The sequence below is a fragment of the Cellulomonas aerilata genome (assembly GCF_007991755.1).
Lineage (GTDB): Bacteria > Actinomycetota > Actinomycetes > Actinomycetales > Cellulomonadaceae > Pengzhenrongella > Pengzhenrongella aerilata.
Genome location: NZ_BJYY01000004.1, coordinates 50,488 through 68,023 on the forward strand (window position 1 = coordinate 50,488; position 17,536 = coordinate 68,023).

Annotated in this window: 17 protein-coding genes; 9 read left to right on the forward strand and 8 right to left on the reverse strand. The window is 75.4% G+C overall.

The genetic code is table 11. The annotated features are described in order from the left end of the window. Positions 1–146: 146 nt before the first annotated feature. The 3 genes from CAE01nite_RS04720 to CAE01nite_RS04730 are packed head-to-tail and all read right to left on the reverse strand — an operon-like array spanning position 147 to position 1,998. Entirely contained in the window at positions 147–1,172 is a 1,026-nt protein-coding gene (locus CAE01nite_RS04720; protein ID WP_146900709.1) for a LacI family DNA-binding transcriptional regulator, read from the reverse strand. 48 nt (positions 1,173–1,220) lie between these two features. Continuing rightward, positions 1,221–1,556, reverse strand: a complete 336-nt coding sequence (locus CAE01nite_RS04725; protein ID WP_146900712.1) for a YnfA family protein — start codon at positions 1,554–1,556, stop codon at positions 1,221–1,223. Between the two features lie 34 nt (positions 1,557–1,590). Continuing rightward, entirely contained in the window at positions 1,591–1,998 is a 408-nt protein-coding gene (locus CAE01nite_RS04730; RefSeq protein WP_146900714.1) for a DUF2510 domain-containing protein, read from the reverse strand. A gap of 317 nt (positions 1,999–2,315) precedes the next feature. On the opposite strand from CAE01nite_RS04730, the gene CAE01nite_RS04735 reads away from it, so the two are divergent. From CAE01nite_RS04735 to CAE01nite_RS04755, 5 genes are all read left to right on the forward strand, one after another. Next, on the forward strand, positions 2,316–3,926 hold the full coding sequence (locus CAE01nite_RS04735) for a methyl-accepting chemotaxis protein (RefSeq protein WP_246131010.1): 1,611 nt from the start codon (positions 2,316–2,318) through the stop codon (positions 3,924–3,926). 381 nt (positions 3,927–4,307) lie between these two features. Further along, positions 4,308–5,939 carry a ribonuclease J gene (locus CAE01nite_RS04740; protein ID WP_146900803.1) on the forward strand — a complete coding sequence of 544 codons (1,632 nt, stop codon included), beginning with the start codon at positions 4,308–4,310 and terminating at the stop codon, positions 5,937–5,939. 77 nt (positions 5,940–6,016) lie between these two features. Further along, positions 6,017–7,381 (forward strand): cryptochrome/photolyase family protein, encoded by a 1,365-nt coding sequence (locus tag CAE01nite_RS04745; RefSeq protein ID WP_146900716.1) that lies wholly within the window; start codon positions 6,017–6,019, stop codon positions 7,379–7,381. A 48-nt stretch (positions 7,382–7,429) separates the two neighbouring features. After that, positions 7,430–7,705 carry a DUF2277 domain-containing protein gene (locus CAE01nite_RS04750; protein WP_146900719.1) on the forward strand — a complete coding sequence of 92 codons (276 nt, stop codon included), beginning with the start codon at positions 7,430–7,432 and terminating at the stop codon, positions 7,703–7,705. A gap of 102 nt (positions 7,706–7,807) precedes the next feature. Further along, positions 7,808–8,704, forward strand: coding sequence for a phytanoyl-CoA dioxygenase family protein (locus CAE01nite_RS04755; RefSeq protein WP_186816418.1), 897 nt, complete (start codon positions 7,808–7,810; stop codon positions 8,702–8,704). Positions 8,705–8,802: 98 nt separating this feature from the next. Here CAE01nite_RS04755 and CAE01nite_RS04760 read toward each other — a convergent pair whose 3' ends face one another. Then, positions 8,803–9,660, reverse strand: coding sequence for an oxygenase MpaB family protein (locus CAE01nite_RS04760; protein ID WP_146900725.1), 858 nt, complete (start codon positions 9,658–9,660; stop codon positions 8,803–8,805). A 123-nt stretch (positions 9,661–9,783) separates the two neighbouring features. Between CAE01nite_RS04760 and CAE01nite_RS04765 the strand changes: the two genes are divergently transcribed. The 4 genes from CAE01nite_RS04765 to CAE01nite_RS04780 all read left to right on the forward strand — a co-directional run bounded on the left by CAE01nite_RS04765 (position 9,784) and on the right by CAE01nite_RS04780 (position 12,441). Continuing rightward, positions 9,784–10,290, forward strand: coding sequence for an NUDIX hydrolase (locus tag CAE01nite_RS04765; RefSeq protein WP_146900727.1), 507 nt, complete (start codon positions 9,784–9,786; stop codon positions 10,288–10,290). Between the two features lie 43 nt (positions 10,291–10,333). Then, positions 10,334–11,287: a ribonuclease Z gene (locus CAE01nite_RS04770; protein WP_146900730.1), complete on the forward strand. Its 954-nt coding sequence runs from the start codon at positions 10,334–10,336 to the stop codon at positions 11,285–11,287. Beyond that, a complete protein-coding gene (locus tag CAE01nite_RS04775) occupies positions 11,284–11,715 on the forward strand; it encodes a YkvA family protein (RefSeq protein WP_246131011.1) in 432 nt (143 codons plus the stop codon). The genes CAE01nite_RS04770 and CAE01nite_RS04775 overlap by 4 nt, the downstream gene beginning before the upstream one ends. A 96-nt stretch (positions 11,716–11,811) precedes the next feature. Next, positions 11,812–12,441, forward strand: coding sequence for a nucleoside/nucleotide kinase family protein (locus CAE01nite_RS04780; RefSeq protein ID WP_146900732.1), 630 nt, complete (start codon positions 11,812–11,814; stop codon positions 12,439–12,441). 184 nt (positions 12,442–12,625) lie between these two features. Here CAE01nite_RS04780 and CAE01nite_RS04785 read toward each other — a convergent pair whose 3' ends face one another. From CAE01nite_RS04785 to CAE01nite_RS04800, 4 genes are all read right to left on the reverse strand, one after another. Continuing rightward, the gene (locus CAE01nite_RS04785) at positions 12,626–13,498 is read right to left on the reverse strand and encodes a DUF2382 domain-containing protein (protein WP_146900735.1); all 873 of its coding nucleotides are present in this window, start codon (positions 13,496–13,498) and stop codon (positions 12,626–12,628) included. A gap of 338 nt (positions 13,499–13,836) precedes the next feature. Continuing rightward, positions 13,837–14,673 (reverse strand): class I SAM-dependent methyltransferase, encoded by an 837-nt coding sequence (locus CAE01nite_RS04790; protein ID WP_246131012.1) that lies wholly within the window; start codon positions 14,671–14,673, stop codon positions 13,837–13,839. Continuing rightward, complete coding sequence (locus tag CAE01nite_RS04795) at positions 14,628–15,326, reverse strand: hypothetical protein (RefSeq protein ID WP_146900738.1); 699 nt, start codon at positions 15,324–15,326, stop codon at positions 14,628–14,630. Before CAE01nite_RS04795 ends, CAE01nite_RS04790 begins: the two co-directional genes overlap by 46 nt. 190 nt (positions 15,327–15,516) lie before the next feature. Next, complete coding sequence (locus CAE01nite_RS04800; RefSeq protein WP_186816419.1) at positions 15,517–17,466, reverse strand: putative bifunctional diguanylate cyclase/phosphodiesterase; 1,950 nt, start codon at positions 17,464–17,466, stop codon at positions 15,517–15,519. Between the last annotated feature and the right edge of the window lie 70 nt (positions 17,467–17,536).

Genomic DNA, 17,536 nt, shown 5'->3' on the forward strand with positions numbered 1-17,536 from the left:
CGTGTGGGTGCGGGTGGTCCGACCCCTGCGTCGGTCCAAGCGGCACAGCGAGTTGGAATGCGCTTTCCAGCGTAGGGACGCGATCGCCCCGCGTCAAGGACGTCCAGCCCGGCGACGCCCGGCCGGGCAGTCGGCCCGGCAGCCGGTCAGGTCCGGCCGGGTGTCGACTCGCGCAGCACGACGGACCCGTCCACGTGCACGAGCCGCGGCTCGACCGACTCCGGCGCCAGCGCCAGCTCGGTGGCCATGACCCCGACGTCGACGAGCGGCACCCGCACGGTGGAGAGCGCGGGCGTGATGTCCCGCAGGGTGACGATGTCGTCGAAGCCCGCGACGGCGACGTCGTCCGGCACCCGCACGCCGGCGTCGCGCGCCGCGGCGATCGCGCCGACGGCCATGACGTCGTTGACCGCGAACACGCATTCGACGTCCGTGCCGGCCGCGAGCAGGGTGGACATGGCCTCGTAGCCGCCGTCGCGCGTGAACGCCGAGCGGATCACCAGGTCCGGGTCGACGGGGCTGCCCAGCTGCGCGAGCGCCTCGCTGAAGCCGGCGTTCCGGTCGCGTGCCGTCAGGTGCACCTCGGGCCCGGCGAGGACGGCGAAGCGGCGGTACCCGCGTCCGTGCAGCGCCCGCGCGAGGTCCGCGGAGCCGCTGGCGTTCGCGATGACCACGGTGTCGACGTCCAGCAGCGGCTGGCCCACCAGCGCCACGGACCCGCCGGAGCGGCGGAAGTCCTGCAGGGCCCGACGCATGCGCTCGTTGGCCTCGTCGTCCTGCAGGCGGCCACCCGCGACGACGATCGCGCGCGCCCGCTGCCGGGTGAGCAGCTCGACGAAGCGCGGCTCGAGGGTGGCGTCGTGCTGGGTGCTGGCCAGCGTCATCGCCAGGTCGGCGCGCGCGGCCGCCTGGGACACCCCCGCCGCGATCGAGGAGAAGTACGGGTCCGCGATGTCGTGGACGATCAGGCCCAGCGACATGGTCCGGCCGCGGGCCATCGCCTGGGCGTTGGCGTCGGGGGAGTAGCGCAGGCGCTCCGCCGCGGCGAGGACCCGCTCGCGGAGGTCGTCGCGCACGGTGCGGTTCGCGCTGCCGTTGATCGCGCGGGAGGCGGTCGCCAGGGAGACGCCCGCCTCCTGGGCGACCTGGCTCAACGTCACGGGTCCTGGCACGGGGGTCAGCGTAGGGGAAGGCGTTTCCCCCAGGGCCGGTATCGCGGGTCAGGCGCCCCGCGGCGCGTACATGATGACCGCGACGCCGACCAGGCACAGCAGCGCGCCGGCGACGTCGAAGCGGTCGGGCCGGAAGCCGTCGGCCACCATGGCCCAGGCCAGCGACGCGGCGACGAACACCCCGCCGTACGCCGCCAGGATGCGGCCGAAGTGCGCGTCCGGCTGGAGCGTGGCCACGAACCCGTACGCGCCGAGGGCGACGACGCCGGCGCCCACCCACAGCGCGCCCCGGTGCTCCCGGACGCCCTGCCAGATCAGCCACGCGCCGCCGATCTCCGCGACCGCGGCGAGCGCGAACAGCAGGACGGAGCGCAGCACGGTCATGGCGCCAGTGTCCCGGGCCGGCGCGCGGCGCGGGCTAGAAGAGCAGCGCCTTGAACAGCACCGTCCCGGCACCGCCGAGCAGCGACAGCACGATGCCCGCGATCGCCTTGCCGCGTCCGACGGGTCCGTAGCCGGCCTGGACCAGCTGGCCGGCCCGGTTGAGGCCCAGCACCGACAGCACCAGCGCCGCGATGGACACCACGAGGAACGTGTTGACCAGCAGCGCGACGACGCCCAGCACGAGCCCGGCGGTCGCGAGGTTGTTGGTCAGGACGGCAGGGCGGGTCAGGGGCTGGGCCAGCACGGAGTGCTCCCGTGACTGAGCCGTCCAGCCGGTGCCGTCCCACCAGCGCTCGGCGGCCTCGCCGGAGGGGTCGGGGTACCACCCGGGCGCCACCCGGGCTCCGCCGCTGTGGCCCTCGGGGTACGTGCCGTCGCTCATGTCCGCCTCTGTGTCCGTCGACCGGCGCCGGCTGGGTCCGGGCCGTCCCGATCATCGCGCACCCGGGCCGCCGGCACGATCGGCGGTCGCCGGCGGGCGTCGGTGGTCGGGCGCCGGTGGGCGCGGTGGACGTCGGACGGTTGGGCGCCGGGCTCGGGCCCGTCGGGGGTGCGGGCTGACGACCCGGCGCTCGCGCACCGGCGCTCACAACTGCGCCCCGTCTGCCGATCGGACGGTCCTAGGCGTCCGTCCGGCGCGCGGTCCGCCGCGCCGCCCGGGCGCGCGCGGGACACGACACAGAGGCAGACACCATCACCATGGCACTTCGGCAGAGCATCGGACGCCGCCTCGGGCTCGCGTTCGGGAGCATCAGCCTCATCGTCGTCGCGAGCGCGGCCTTCGGGCTGGGGGCCGTCGCGGAGCAGCGGGACCTCAGCGACGACATCCGGGAGGCCGAGGGCGTCGTGCGCGACGCCGAGACCGCCCGCTTCCAGATCGCCGACGCGACCGGGTGGCAGGGCCTGGTGTTCGCCGACGTCCTCGTCTACGGCCCCGACGCGGCCCTCGCCGAGGACGCGTACAACCGGGCCGGCCTCCTCGCCGGCGAGGAGGACGTCTACACCTGGCTCGACGGGGTGGACACGGACGCCATGACCGCCGAGGAGGCGCAGGCCTTCTCCCGGCTGCGGCCCGCGTGGGACGACTTCTACGCCTGGGACGAGCAGGTCGTGGAGTGGATGGCACCGGGGACGCCCGAGGGGTACCGCACGGCGATCGAGTCCGTGAACGGCGGCGAGGCCGGCGCGGCGTACAGCACCGTGCTCGGGATCGCCGACGAGATCCAGGCATCCGCCCGCGCCCGGGTCGAGGACCTCGGCGCCGACCAGGCTGCGGCGCAGCGCCGCGCCGTCACCCTGCTGGCTGCCGCCGGCATGCTCTCGGTGCTGGCCGCGCTCGTCCTGTCCGTGCGCGTCACGCTGTCCGTCGTGCGACCGGTCAACCGGATCCGCGAGGTGTCGCTCGCGATGGCCGCGGACGACCTGACCCAGACGTGCGGCGTGCGGTCGCGCGACGAGGTCGGCCAGGCCGCGGCCGCCGTCGACGCGGCGGTCGCGGGCATGCGCGACCTCGTGGCGTCCGTCGGGCTGTCCGCGCGCCAGGTCTCGGACGCCGCCGCGGAGCTCGCGGGTGCGAACCGGCAGGTCGGCTCCGGGTCGGACGAGACCTCCGCGCGCTCCGGCGTCGTCGCGGCCGCGGCCGAGCAGGTCAGCCGTGACGTGCAGACGGTGGCGGCCGGCGCCGAGCAGATGGGCGCGTCCATCCGGGAGATCGCCCAGAACGCGAACGAGGCCGCCAAGGCGTCCAGCCAGGCCGTCGAGCACGCCCGGACGACGGCGGCGACCGTCGCGCGCCTGGGGGAGTCGTCCCGGGAGATCGGCAACGTCGTCAAGGTCATCACCTCGATCGCCGAGCAGACCAACCTGCTCGCGCTCAACGCCACCATCGAGGCGGCCCGGGCCGGCGAGGCGGGCAAGGGCTTCGCGGTCGTCGCCGGCGAGGTCAAGGAGCTGGCCCAGGAGTCGGCCCGCGCCGCGGAGGACATCGCCCGGCGGATCGCGACCAACCAGGAGGAGACGGCGTCGGCCGTGGGCGCGATCGGGCAGATCGGTGGCGTCATCGGGGCGATCAACGACTACCAGCTCACGATCGCGTCCGCCGTCGAGGAGCAGACCGCGACCACGAACGAGATGTCGCGCTCGGTGGCGCAGGCCGCCGCCGGGTCGGGGGAGATCGCCTCGAGCATCACCGACGTCGCCCGGGTCGCGCGGTCGTCGTCCGAGGTGCTCGGGCGCATGGGCACCGCCGTCGACGACCTCGCCCGGATGTCGTCCGACCTGGGCGAGCGCGTGTCCCGCTTCACGTCCTGACATCCGGCCCCGGCCCCGGCCGGTCCCGGGCCGGACCGACCGGCGGTCCTCGCTGGCGACGCCCGCACGCTGAGCGGCGGGCACCGCCCGGTCGGGCGGCCCGGTAAGGTCAGAGGTCATCGCCACCCGTCCGGGGCTCGGCGACCCCCCGGCCCCGCGCCGGGCAGGTCGCCGCCGAGCCGGCGGACCGGCTCGCGTCCGACGCCCGGCCCCTGCTCGTGCGGCCTCGGACTGCGAGCCGGAGACGGCTGCGAGAAGGATTGTCAGACGAACACCCGGCGCCGGGGACCGACCCGCGTCACCTGAGCCTGGAGGCCCCACCCCGTGCAGTCCGCAGACCGGCAGAAGCTTCTCCCGCCCCGCCCGCTCGCGAAGGGCACGATGCGGATCACCCCGCTCGGCGGCCTCGGTGAGATCGGCCGCAACATGACCGTCTTCGAGCTCGACGGCAAGCTGCTCGTCGTGGACTGCGGGGTGCTGTTCCCCGAGGAGCACCAGCCCGGCATCGACGTGATCCTCCCGGACTTCGGCTACATCCGGGACCGCATCAAGGACGTCGTGGCGATCGTGCTGACGCACGGGCACGAGGACCACATCGGCGGGGTGCCCTACCTGCTCCGGGAGCGCGCCGACATCGCGGTCATCGGGTCCGAGCTGACGCTGGCGTTCATCACCGCCAAGCTCAAGGAGCACCGCATCCGGCCCAAGACGGTGCACGTCGAGGCCGGCGACCGGCACCAGGCCGGGCCGTTCCAGCTCGAGCTCGTCGCCGTCAACCACTCGATCCCCGGCGGTCTCGCGGTCGCCATCCGCACGCGCGCGGGCCTCGTCCTGCACACGGGCGACTTCAAGATGGACCAGTTCCCGCTCGACCGGCGGATCACGGACCTGCGCCACTTCGCCAAGCTCGGCGAGGAGGGCGTGGACCTGTTCCTCACCGACTCCACCAACGCCGAGATCGCCGGCTTCACGACGTCCGAGCGCGAGCTGACGCCGGCGATCGACCAGGTGTTCCGGACGGCGCCCCGCCGCATCATCGTGTCCAGCTTCGCCAGCCACGTGCACCGCATCCAGCAGGTGCTGGACGCCGCCCACGCGCACGGCCGCAAGGTCGCGTTCGTCGGGCGCTCGATGGTGCGCAACATGGGCATCGCCCGGGACCTGGGCTACCTCACGATCCCGCGCGGGCTCGTCGTCGACGCCAAGAAGCTCGACTCGATGCCGGACAACAAGGTCACGCTGATCTGCACCGGGTCGCAGGGCGAGCCGATGGCCGCGCTGGCCCGGATGGCCAGCGGCGACCACCAGATCCAGATCAACGAGGGCGACACGTTCCTGCTCGCGAGCTCGCTCATCCCGGGCAACGAGAGCGCGATCTACGCCCTCATCAACAAGCTCACCGACCTGGGCGCCAACGTCGTGCACAAGGGCAACGCCAAGGTGCACGTCTCGGGCCACGCCAGCGCCGGCGAGCTCGTGTACTGCTACAACATCGTCAAGCCGAAGAACGTCATGCCGGTGCACGGGGAGTCCACCCACCTGCGGGCCAACGCCGAGCTGGCCGTCAGGACCGGCGTCCCGGAGGACCGGGTCATCCTCGCCAAGGACGGCGTCACCGTGGACCTGGTGAACGGGGTCGCCACCATCTCCGGCAAGGTGCCCGCGGGCCTGGTGTACGTCGACGGGCAGACCGTCGGCCGCGCGACGGAGGACACCCTCAAGGAGCGTCGCCTGCTGCGCGAGGGCGGGATCATCACGGTGCTCGCGCTGCTCGACCCGACCACGAACACCCTGGCCGAGCCGCTGGAGTTCCTCACCCGGGGCTTCGTGCACGACGACCACACCTTCGACGGGGCAGCCGCCGAGGTCGAGAAGGCGCTGGTCCGGGCCGCCGCCGACCGCATCGACGACGTCGAGCGGATCGAGGGCGTCATCAGCGGCGCGGTGAGCCGCTTCATCCAGCGCACCTACCGTCGCGAGCCCGTCGTCATCGCGATCGTCGTCGACGCGTAGGGCGCCCCGCACGGCCGGGCGCCGTCGGGCGGGCGCGCGCCGGGCCGCGACCCACCCGCCCGCCTACGCTGCCGGACATGACGTCGATCCTCTGGCTGCGCCGAGACCTGCGCCTGCACGACCTGCCGGCCCTGCTGGCCGCGCACGAGGCGTCCGGGGACGGCACCGTGCTGCCCGTCTTCGTCGCCGACCCCACGCTGCTGGCGTCGTCCGGACCGGTGCGCGTGCGGTGCCTGGTGGAGGCCCTCACCGAGGCGCGGGACGCGTACGACGGCGCGCTGGTCGTCCGGCACGGACGGCCCGAGGACGTCGTCCCGGCGCTCGCCCGTGAGGTCGGTGCCACCGGCGTCCACGTCAGCGGCGAGACCACGCCCTACGGACGGGCGCGCGACGCCCGGGTCGAGGCCGCGATGCCCGACGGCGTCCCGCTGGTCGCCACCGGGAGCCCGTACGCCGTCGCCCCCGGCCGGCTGCACACCGCGGCCGGGTCCGGGTACGCCGTCTTCACCCCGTTCTCCCGCGCCTGGCGGGAGCAGGGGTGGCACCGTCCGGCGGACGTGCCGGCGGACGTGCGGTGGTACCGCGGCCCGGAGAGCGAGCCGCTGCCCGGCATCCCGGCCGAGGCGCGGGACGTCGACCTGCCCCCGGTGGGCGAGCGCGCCGCGCACGCCGCGTGGACGGCGTTCCTCGCCGACGGCCTGGCCACCTACAAGGACGACCGGAACCGGGCGGACCTGAACCGGACCAGCGCCATGTCGGTCCAGCTCAAGTACGGCACCGTGCACCCCCGGACGCTGCTCGCCGACCTGGCCGCGCACCCCCTGGCCGACGGCGAGGGCGCGGCGACCTACACGACCGAGCTGTGCTGGCGCGAGTTCTACGCCGACGTCCTGTGGCGCCGGCCCGACTCCGCGCGCCGCGACCTGACCGACACCCTGCGGGGGATGGTCTACGACGAGCCGGGGCCGACGTTCGACGCCTGGCGCGAGGGCCGCACCGGCTACCCGTTCGTCGACGCGGGGATGCGCCAGCTGCTGCGCGAGGGCTGGGTGCACAACCGGGTGCGGATGGTGGTGGCGAGCTTCCTCGTCAAGGACCTGCACGTGCGCTGGCAGCACGGTGCAGCCCACTTCCTGCGGCACCTGCGCGACGGGGACGTCGCGTCCAACGCGCACGGGTGGCAGTGGGTCGCCGGGACGGGCACCGACCCGTCCCCGTACTTCCGGGTGTTCAACCCGGTGGTCCAGGGGGAGAAGTTCGACCCCGACGGCGACTACGTGCGGCGGTACGTCCCCGAGCTGGCGCACCTGCCCGGCGCGGCCGTGCACCAGCCGTGGCGGGTGCTGGACGGGTACGCCGGCGGCTACCCAGAGCGGGTGGTGGACCACGGCGCGGAGCGTGCCGAGGCGCTCGCCCGGTACGCGGCGGTCCGCGAGGGATAGGCGAGCACGCCCTCCCGGCCACCCGCACCCCGCGCGTACGGTGGCCCCATGTGCCGGAACATCCACGAGCTGCACAACTTCGAGCCGTCGGCCACGGACGAGGAGGTCCGCGCCGCCGCGCTGCAGTACGTCCGCAAGGTCAGCGGCACCACCAAGCCGTCGCAGGCCAACCAGGAGGCGTTCGACCGGGCGGTGGACGAGATCGCGCACGCGACCCACCACCTGCTCGAGGCGCTCGTCACCAAGGCCCCGCCCAAGGATCGCGAGACGTTCGCCGCCCAGCGGCGGGCGCGTGCGGCCAAGCGGTACGCCGCAGCGTCCTAGGACGCGGACCGACCGGCTCGGCCACCGAGCCCGATGGTCGTTGCGCCCGCGGCGTGCCTAGGCTCATCGGGTCAGGGACGACCAGCGGAGTTGGGGGCAGCGATGACGGACGTGCAGACGCAGGTGGGGGTCACGCCGACGGGCGACTACGCCCCCGAGGTGCTCAGCGCCGAGGTGGACGAGCGCGGGATCGCCGTCGTGCGGGGCGCGTTCCCGCGGGAGTGGGCGCAGGCCCTGGACCAGGACCTCGCGCGGGAGTTCTCCGAGGCGCTGCGGGAGCCGAACGGCGTGGCGCCGCGGGGCTGGAACCGGTTCTACTTCGAGCCGTACGCGGAGCGGGTCCGCGGCTTCTGGGACCTCGTGCAGCACCCCGTGGTGACCGCCCTGTCCGAGCACATGTTCGGGCCGGACTGGCAGGTCGTCGAGCTCGGCTGCGACATCCCGCTGCCCGGCGCCGAGAACCAGCCCTGGCACCGGGACTTCCCCATGCCGGCCGCGACGCGCGACGAGGGCCGGCTGACGTCGATCGCGGTCAACGCCTCGGCGGTCGACGTCGTGGACGGCCCGTTCCAGGGGCTGCCGGGCACGCACCGGGACCCGGGCGCGGACTGGGAGGGGCAGATGTTCCCGCCGGACGAGCGCACCCCCGAGCTCGACGCGCAGCTCCAGTCGTTCTTCGCCAAGGCGGGCAACTTCTCGATCCGCTCCGGCCTCATGCTCCACCGCGGCTCGGCGATGGGCATCCATGCGCGGATGCGACAGGTGGCGATCCTGGGGATCGTCTCGCCGGACGACCGTGCGATCGTCGACCGGCACGCGAACCTCGACGACCCGCACCCGCCCCGGATCCGGATCTCCCAGGAGGCCTACGACCGGGTGCCCGCCGAGGTGAAGGCGCACCTGAGCCACGAGATCGTCGCCCGCACGGCGCAGGACCTGCCGCCGTACCACACCGAGCACTCGTTCGAGGGCCTGAAGATGGACCAGCGCAAGTCCTGACGCAGCCGCGCCCGGCCCCGGTGAGCCTCGAGCCCACCGGGGCCCACGCAGGTGCGGGCCGATGCGCTACTCGCCCGATGCGCTACTCGCCGGGTGCGCTACGCGCCCGGTGCGCCCAGCGCCCACCGGATGGTGCGGGTGGCCACGTGCCCGCCGGCCCGCGCCACGGACGCCTCCAGCAGCGGCAGGTGCGGCAGGCTGAGGTGGCGACGGGACCACGGCGGCATGAGGGCGACCGCCGACGCCGCCAGCACGGCGTAGGGCGGGCGCGCCGGCCACGGCAGTGGCGGGCTGACGAGCAGGAACCGCGCCGCCTGCCGTGCCTCGTGGGTGCCCCGGAGCTCCGCCCGGTACCCCCGCAGCTGCTCCCGCAGGCCCGCCAGGGTGGTGGGAGGGTCGACGGCGCCGAGGGCGCGTCCCACGACGGCCGCCTGCTCCACGTACTCGTCGCAGCCCGCCGCGTCGAGCGGGCGGGCGCCGTAGCGCTGGTGCGCGGCGAGGAAGCTGTGCGCCTCCGCGACGTGCACCCACCGCACCAGGTGCGGGTCGGACGCGGCGTACGTCAGTCCGTCCGCGGTCACGCCACGGATGCGCTCGTGCACGGCGCGCACGACGGCGACCGCCTGCGCGGCGTCGTCGGCGGTGCCGAACGTCGTCGTGGCCAGGAACGTGCTCGTGCGGGCCAGCCGCCCCCACGGGTCCCCGCGGTACCCGGAGTGGGCGGCCACGGCGGCCATCGCCTGGGGGTGCAGCGACTGCAGCAGCAGGGCGCGCAGCCCGCCGACGAACATGGAGGCGTCGCCGTGCACGCGGCGCACGGCGCTGCCCTCGGGGAACCATCGCGGCCCCGGGGTGCCGTGGATGCGGTCGCGGGCCTCCGGCCCCTCGGGGCCGGCGACCTTGGTGAACAGGGCCGCGCCGACGCGGTCGCGGACGCCGTCCGCCAGGGGGGTCATGCCCCGATCCTCACCCGGCGACGCCCGGACGTCGACACGGCAGCCCGCGCGGGCCGCAGGATCACCCCGGGGTCCCCACGGTCGTACGCTGCGGGCGCACACCGACACCGAGGGGAGCGCGCCGTGGTCACCAGCGCCGGTCTGCTGCTGTACCGGCACGGCGCCGACGGTGTGGAGGTGCTGCTCGGCCACATGGGCGGCCCTTTCTGGGCGCGCAAGGACGCCGGCGCCTGGACGCTGCCCAAGGGCGAGCACACGGACGCCGAGGACCCGCACGCGGCGGCCGTGCGCGAGTTCGCCGAGGAGATCGGCCGCCCGCCGCCCGACGGGCCGGACCTCCCGCTGGGGACCGTGCGGCAGGGCGGCGGCAAGACGGTGACCGCCTGGGCGCGCCTGGCGGACCTGGACGTGACGACCATCGACAGCAACACCTTCGAGCTGGAGTGGCCGCCGCGCAGCGGGCGCCGGCAGTCGTTCCCCGAGCTGGACCGAGCCGGCTGGTGGCCGCTCGAGCACGCGCGCACCCTGGTCGTCCGGGCCCAGGTGGAGCTGCTGGACCGGCTCGGCGCGGCCCTGGCGGGCGCCGGCCCCGCCGGCCCGGGGACGGTCCGCCCCGAGCCCCCTGCCTGACCCCGGCGCGCCGCGCGTCCCGGGCGCGGGCAGACTCGCTGCCATGCGCGAGCTGGTGGTCCTGGGTACGGCGTCGCAGGTGCCGACCCGCACGCGCAACCACAACGGCTACCTGCTGCGCTGGGACGGCGCCGGCCTGCTCTTCGACCCCGGCGAGGGCACCCAGCGGCAGCTGACGCTCGCCGGGGTGCCGGCGTCCGCGATCACCCGGATCTGCCTGACCCACGTGCACGGCGACCACTGCTTCGGGCTGCCCGGCGTCCTGTCGCGGCTCGCGCTGGACGGCGTCGAGCACCCCGTGCACCTGCACTACCCGGCGTCGGGGGAGGAGGTGGTGCGGGCGCTGGTGTCGGTCGGTGCCATCCCCCCGGACCTGCGCCTGCACCCGCACGGGGTCGCCGGCGACGTCGCGGACGGCCTCGCCGTCGTGCCCCTGCGGCACCGGGTGGAGACCTACGGGTACCGGCTGACGGAGCCGGACGGGCGCACCCTGCTGCCCGAGCGCCTGGAGGCGGCCGGCGTCCGTGGCCCGGACGTCGCGCGGCTGCAGCGCGACGGCGGGCTGGACGGCGTGCGCCTGGCGGACGTCAGCGTGCGCCGGCCGGGTCAGCGGTTCGCGATCGTCATGGACACCGCGCGGTGCGAGGGCGCCGAGGAGCTGGCGGACGGCGCGGACCTCCTGCTGGTGGAGTGCACGTTCGCCGACGAGCTGGCCCACCTGGCCGAGGAGTACCGGCACCTGACCGCGGGGCAGGCGGGCGCGCTGGGCGCCACCGGCGGCGCCCGGTCGGTGGTCCTGACGCACTTCTCGTCCCGGTACCCCGACGTGGGCCCGCTGCTCCAGGAGGCCCGTGCCCGCGCCGGCGCTCGACCGGTCGCGGCCGCCGAGGACCTGGACCGCTTCGCGTTCCCTGCCCGCCGGGCCGCCCGCGACGCCGCCGCGGGTGCCGCCCCGGGTGTCGCCCCCGACGCCGCGGCGACCGGGGCACCCGCGTGAGCGAGTCGGTGCGGGACCTGCTGCTGGGCCTCGGCGGAGGCCTGCTCGCCGCCTGGGTGCTGCTGGCCGCAGCCCTGCTGGCCGCGCACCCGGGACGAGCCGCGCTCGGCGAGGCGCTGCGCGTCCTGCCGGACCTGCTGCGCCTGCTCGCGCGCCTGGCGCGCGACCGGGCGGTGCCGCGGACCACCCGGGTGCTGCTGTGGCTCACCCTGGCGTACCTGGCGTTCCCGATCGACCTCATCCCGGACGTCGTGCCGGTGCTGGGCTACGCCGACGACGCGATCGTCGTCACCCTGGTCCTGCGTGCGGTCGTGCGCCGTGCGGGGGAGGGCACGGTGGAGCGGTGCTGGCCGGGCACGCCGGACGGGCTGGCCGCGGTCACGCGGCTGACCCGGGCACGCCGGCGGCCGCTGCCGGACGGTCCCTGACCAGGCGGCGCGGTCCGGTGGTCGCCGGTGGCGCCACCCGGCGCCGGGCCGGGACGTGCGGCAGGACCGGGGGTCGTGAGCGGTGAGAATGGCACCGTGCGCGTCCAGCCGGTGACACCCGCCGCCGTCGTCGACCACGTCGTGGCGCTGGTGACGACGCGACCGGCAGGTGAGCGGCTGCGCGTCGCGGTGGACGGTGCCCCGCCGGCCGCCCCTGGTGAGCTCGCGGACGCGCTCGTCGAGCCCCTGCGGCGGGCCGGCCGGCCGGTGGTGCGGGTGTCCGCGGAGGACTTCCTGCGGCCCGCGTCGGTGCGGCTCGAGCACGGCCGGCACGACCCGGACGCGTTCCTCGACGAATGGCTCGACTCGTCCGCGCTGGCCCGGGAGGTGGTGGACCCGCTCGGTCCGGACGGGTCGGGCCGCTACCTGCCCAGCCTGTGGGACCCCGTCCGCGACCGTGCGACCCGGGCACCGGCGGTCGACGCCCCGGCCGGGGCCGTCCTGGTCCTGGACGGGTCGCTGCTCCTGGGCCGCTGGCTCGACCTGGACCTGACCGTGCACCTGGCGCTGCGCGAGCCCACGCTCCAGCGGCGGACGCCGCCCGAGGACCGGTGGACGCTGCCCGCGTTCGCCCGGTACGCCGAGGAGGTCCGGCCCGAGGCCGTGGCGGACGTCGTCGTGCGGGCGGACGACCCGCGCCGGCCCGCCCTCGTGCTGCCGGGCTGACGCGCCACGGTGCCGCCGGGGGGCCACCGTGCCGCCGCCGGACGCCGGCGTCGGTGGCCGGTCCGGTCGCCCGTGGCGGGGACGGCGACGGCCGGCCCCCCGGAGTCGTCGCTCCGAGCGGCCGGCCGTCGAGTCGTTCGTCCCGACCTCGTCCCGATGCGGGGTCAGGGGTGCTGCGGGGCCCTCACAGGCCGGTCGTGCCCCGGCGCGTGTCGGCGTCGGTGTCGAGCTCGATCTCTTCCTTGCGGACGTTCTCGGTGACCGTCTCGGTCTCCGTGACGACGTCGGTGTCGAGGCGCACGCGCTCGACCGGGACGGTCTCCTTGGCGACGACGGGGCGCTCCTCGGTGAGGATCACCTCGTGCTCCTCCTCGCTGATCGCGGGGCCGGAGAGGGCGTCGCCGACGTTCGCGTCGGTGATCGGCTCGCGCTCGAGCCGCACCTCCTCGTGGGTGACCGGGACGGTGACCGTCTGCTGCTCGGTGACGATGTACTTGCGCAGACGGGCGCGGCCGGTGGCGACCCGCTCGGTGCCGACGTGGAGCCGCTCCTCCGAGCGCGTCATGGCGTTGTCGGTGGTGGGGCCCGAGGTGTCGTGGCCGACCGTGCCGTGCTGGTTGAGGTCCGACGCCACGCCGGTCGTCGTCGTGCTGTCCAGCCCGGCGGTGTCCGTCACGTCGTAGGTGCTGGTCGCCGTGTCGTCGTAGCCCGTGCCGGCCGTCTCGTAGTCCGTGGTGTAGTCCAGGCCGTAGTACCGGTAGAGCTCCGCCTCCTCGGTCTCCGACAGGTGGCCGTTGGAGTCCTCGACGCGCGGGGCGCCCTTGACCTTCGCCTTGTCGTAGGGGACGACGATCTCGTCGCCGCGGACAGAGCCCTGGGTGAGGGGGATGAAGGACTCGGCCGTGCCGAACAGGCCGGTGGTGACGGTGACCCACTCCGGGTTGCCGGTCTGGTCGTCCAGGAAGACCTGGCTGACCTTCCCGATCTTGTCCCCGTCGGTGCCGACGACGGTGCCGCCGGACGTGAGCAGGTTCTGGATCTCGTCAGTGCCGATCATGGTGATTCCTCCACTTGTTGGGGATCCGGGTGCGCGTGGTGACGCGGGGTGCCCGAGGGCGACGACGGACGGGAGCGGCCGCCGACGACGGGGCGGTTCCCGCCTGCCTCCGAGGGCGCCCGCGCCGTGGTGGCGCGAGCAGGTCCTCGAGGGCCGGCACCGCTGGTCCGCCGTCGATGTATGTCACCCGAGGTGCGTCCACCCCGGGCGCCACCCTGGCCGTCGTCGGGACGCCGGACGGGGTGGCTCCATGTGCGGCCACGCCTTCTGCGCTGCCGGAAATGAGGCTATGGGGGGTGCGATGACCCAGCAACACGAACGCCACCCGGCGCGGGGTGTCACCCGTTCGTGGGGCCCGCGGCGACCAGCCGGGCGGACAGGTAGCGCATGTCGCCGCCGGTGAGGCCGGTGTGGTTCGGGGTCCCCTCGAGCGCCGCGAACGGCCGGATCGCCCGACGGAAGGGTCGCGGGATCCAGGCCTGGACCAGGGCGGCCTTGCGCGCGTCGTCCAGCCGCAGCGCGCGCGCCACCCCGGCGGTGATGTCCTGCTCGGAGACGACGGTCAGGCCGGCCGCACCGAGCTGGCGGCGCACGCGCGGCACCGCGTCGGCCCTGCGCAGGTCGGCCCACGCGAAGGTGCCGCCCGGGCGCAGCACCCGGCGCACCTCGGCGAGGAAGAGCTCCATGGACGGGTAGCAGTGGGAGGACTCCACGTTGACGACGACGTCGAAGGACGCGTCGGGGAACGGCATGGCCTGGGCGTCGCCCCACACGAAGCGCAGCCCCGGCGCCCGGCGGTGCCGTCGGCACAGGGCGACGGCGCTGCGGGAGAAGTCCAGGCCCGTCGTCGACCGCGGGCCGCCGTACCGGGCGAGGTACTCGGTGCCACCGCCGCGTCCGCAGCCGACCTCCAGCACGTCGCGGCCCTCCAGCGGCACACCGTGGACCGTGTGCGCGTAGAGCTGGATGCACAGCCGGTCCGGCTCGTCGCGGGGATCGAGCGCGACGGCAGGTCCGGGTGGGTCCAGGGCGTCCGGGGACAGGCCGTAGTTCATGAAGCGCCACTCGGGGCGGCGCACCTGCGCCGCGAGCAGCTCGTAGCACAGGCGCCAGGCGAGCCGCCCGGGCGTCACCGCACCGGGGTGGGCACGGCGGGCGGGCAGATCCGTGCCCACGGGGAGCCGTCGAGGTCCGGCACCGGGTCGCCCTGCGCACCGGCCAGCGTCCGGCACACCGCGACGGCCTGCTCGAGCACGGTCGCCAGCCGCGCGTCCGTGTCCGGCGCGGCGGACAGCGCCAGGGCCTGGACGGCGAAGTCGACGACGGCGGGCGCCGGGTCACGGGTCGAGCCACCCAGCCCGTGCTCGCGCGTGAACCGCTCGGCCCAGCGGGCGGCGAGCGGCACGTCGGCCAGCGCGGCACGCGCCGCGGGGCGGAGGTCCGCCGGGTCCCGGCCGTCGGCCACCGCGAGGAGACGCTCGCAGGCCAGCAGGCCCACGGCGAGCACGCGCTGGCGCTCCTCGGCGGCCACGGGCAGCGCGGCGCACGCGGCGACGACCGCGATCTCGTGGTCCCACCGCGGGTCGGCGCTGGTGAGCCCGATGACCGACGGGATGTACCGCGCCAGTCGCGGGCGCGCGTCGTCCGACGTCGCGTCGTTCACCCCCCGGGCCAGCCGGGCGAGCACGGGGTGCGTGCAGGCCGGATGGTCGCTCCACCGCTCCCCGGCGAGATAGCTCGCCAGCTCCATGAAGCAGGCGCCACGCCGTGGGCTGCGGTGCTTGCCGCGGGCCAGCAGCGGCAGGACGTCCGGGGCGGTGGACGGCATGGACCTCACCTCGCAGGAGCGGGTTCGTCGTGGTGCCTGCGAGCGTACGCTCGCGTCCCGCCCAGCGGCCAGCGGTGCGGACGACCTCCGTCCGCCCCGGGTCCGCGGCCGGCCGGTCGCCGGTCGAGGCCGCGGGCCGGCGACCAGGCGCCCGGCGACCCAGGCGCCCGGCGACCCAGGTGTGCGGCGACTACCCCTGCAGGGTCCGCAGCGCCTTCCAGGGCTGCTCGACCAGCTCGCCGGCGAGGTCGTCGGGGTGCTTGGGCGTCGACAGGAAGTACCCCTGGACGTGCGTGCAGCCCAGCTCGTGCAGGCCGCCGAGGGTCTCGGCGTCCTCGACGCCCTCCACCACGACGGTCCGGCGCAGGTTGTGGCCCAGCAGGAGCACGGCGGCCACGACGGCGGCCGCGTCCCGGTTGGCGGCCAGGTCCCGGGTGAAGGACTGGTCCACCTTGAGCGTGGACGCCGGGATCTGCGTCAGCCGGCTGAGGGAGGAGTAGCCGGTCCCGAAGTCGTCGATCGCGAGCTGGACGCCCAGGTCGCGGATCTGGGCGAGCGCGCCGAGCGTCACCTCGGGGCTGGTGATCATGCCGGACTCGGTGATCTCCAGCGTCAGCCGGTGGGCCGCGACGCCGGTCGCGGCGAGGGTGTCCGCGACGCGCACGGGCAGCAGCGGGTCGGTCAGCTCCTGGGTGGAGACGTTGACGAAGATCCGGCCGGGGGCGTGCTCGCCCAGCTGGTCGTCCCAGGCACGCAGCTGCCGGCAGGCCGCGGTCAGCACCCACGCCCCGAGGTCCCCGATGAGCCCGCCGCGCAGGGCGGCGTCGATGAAGGCGCCGGCCGGGAGCAGGCCGCGGACCGGGTGGTTCCAGCGGACCAGCGCCTCGACGGCGTACACGCCGCTCTCGGCCAGGGGGTCGTCCGGGTCCGTGAGGACGTCGACGATCGGCTGGTAGTGCAGGTCGAGCTGGTCCTGGCGCAGCGCGGCGCCGAGCTCGGCGATGAGGCGCTCCTCGGCCGAGGTGCGCGCCTTCTCGGCCGCGTGCAGGTCGAAGTCGAAGACCTCGTAGCGGCCGCGCCCGGCGTCCTTCGCCCGGTACATCGCGGAGTCGGCCTGCAGCACGAGCGCGTCGGCGGTCTGGTGCGGGTCGCCCGTCGTGGCGATCCCGATGCTCGCGGACGTGTTGATCGTCCGGCCCTGGGGGCGGTACGGCACGGTGAGCTCGTCCAGGATCCGCTGCGCGACCCGCTCGGCGTCGGCCGGCTCGTGCAGGTTCTCCAGCAGCACGACGAACTCGTCCCCGCCCAGGCGGGCCAGGATGTCGGTCGGGCGCAGCGCGGCACGCACCCGCTCGGCGGCCGTGGTGAGCAGCCGGTCGCCGGCGAGGTGGCCGAACGTGTCGTTGACCTGCTTGAGGCCGTCCAGGTCGAGGAACAGCAGCCCCACCTGACCCGGGCGCCGGGCGAGCCCGGCGAGGGCGTGCGAGACGTGCTCGAAGAACATCCACCGGGTCGGCAGGTCGGTGAGCGGGTCGTGCGTGGCGCGGTGGGCCAGCTCGTCCTGGGCGTGCCGGGCGGTGTCGCGGTCCGCCGCGACCACCAGGTAGGACGTGGCGAGGTTGGCCAGGGTGATCGCGGCCTCGAGCTCGCCGGGGGAGAGCGGCTCAGGCGTGCGGCGGTACAGGTCAAGCACGCCCCACAGCCGTCCCCGGGCGCGCATCGGCACGGCCGTGACGCTGCGGACGCCCAGGGACGCGGCGCGCCGCTCGAAGTCCGGCCACCGCTCGCCGGCGGTGAGGTCGTCGACCTGGACCAGGCGCCCGGAGGCGTGGCAGTCGTGGCACGGACCCTCCTGCAGCCCCTCCTGGAGGCGGTCGAGCGTCTCCCCGGCACCGGAGGTCGCGAAGGCGACGCGCAGCATCCCGCCCGGCGTCCGCGGCGTCAGCACGCCGGCGCCGTCGACCTCCAGCACGCGGGTGATCCCGGAGCCGAGCTGGCGCAGGATGTCGTCGACGGAGAAGTCGCCGGTGACCGTCGCGGCGAAGTCGTTGAGCACCGCGGCCAGCGCCTCCGCGTCCACGACGGCCGGGCCCTGCGCCGCGGCAGCGGGCGCGTGGCGCGCGGCGGGCACCTGCGTCACGCCGCGCGAGCCCGCTGCGGGGTCCGGCGTCCCGTCAGGTGCCCCCGCCGGGCGGTGGCGAGCAGAGATC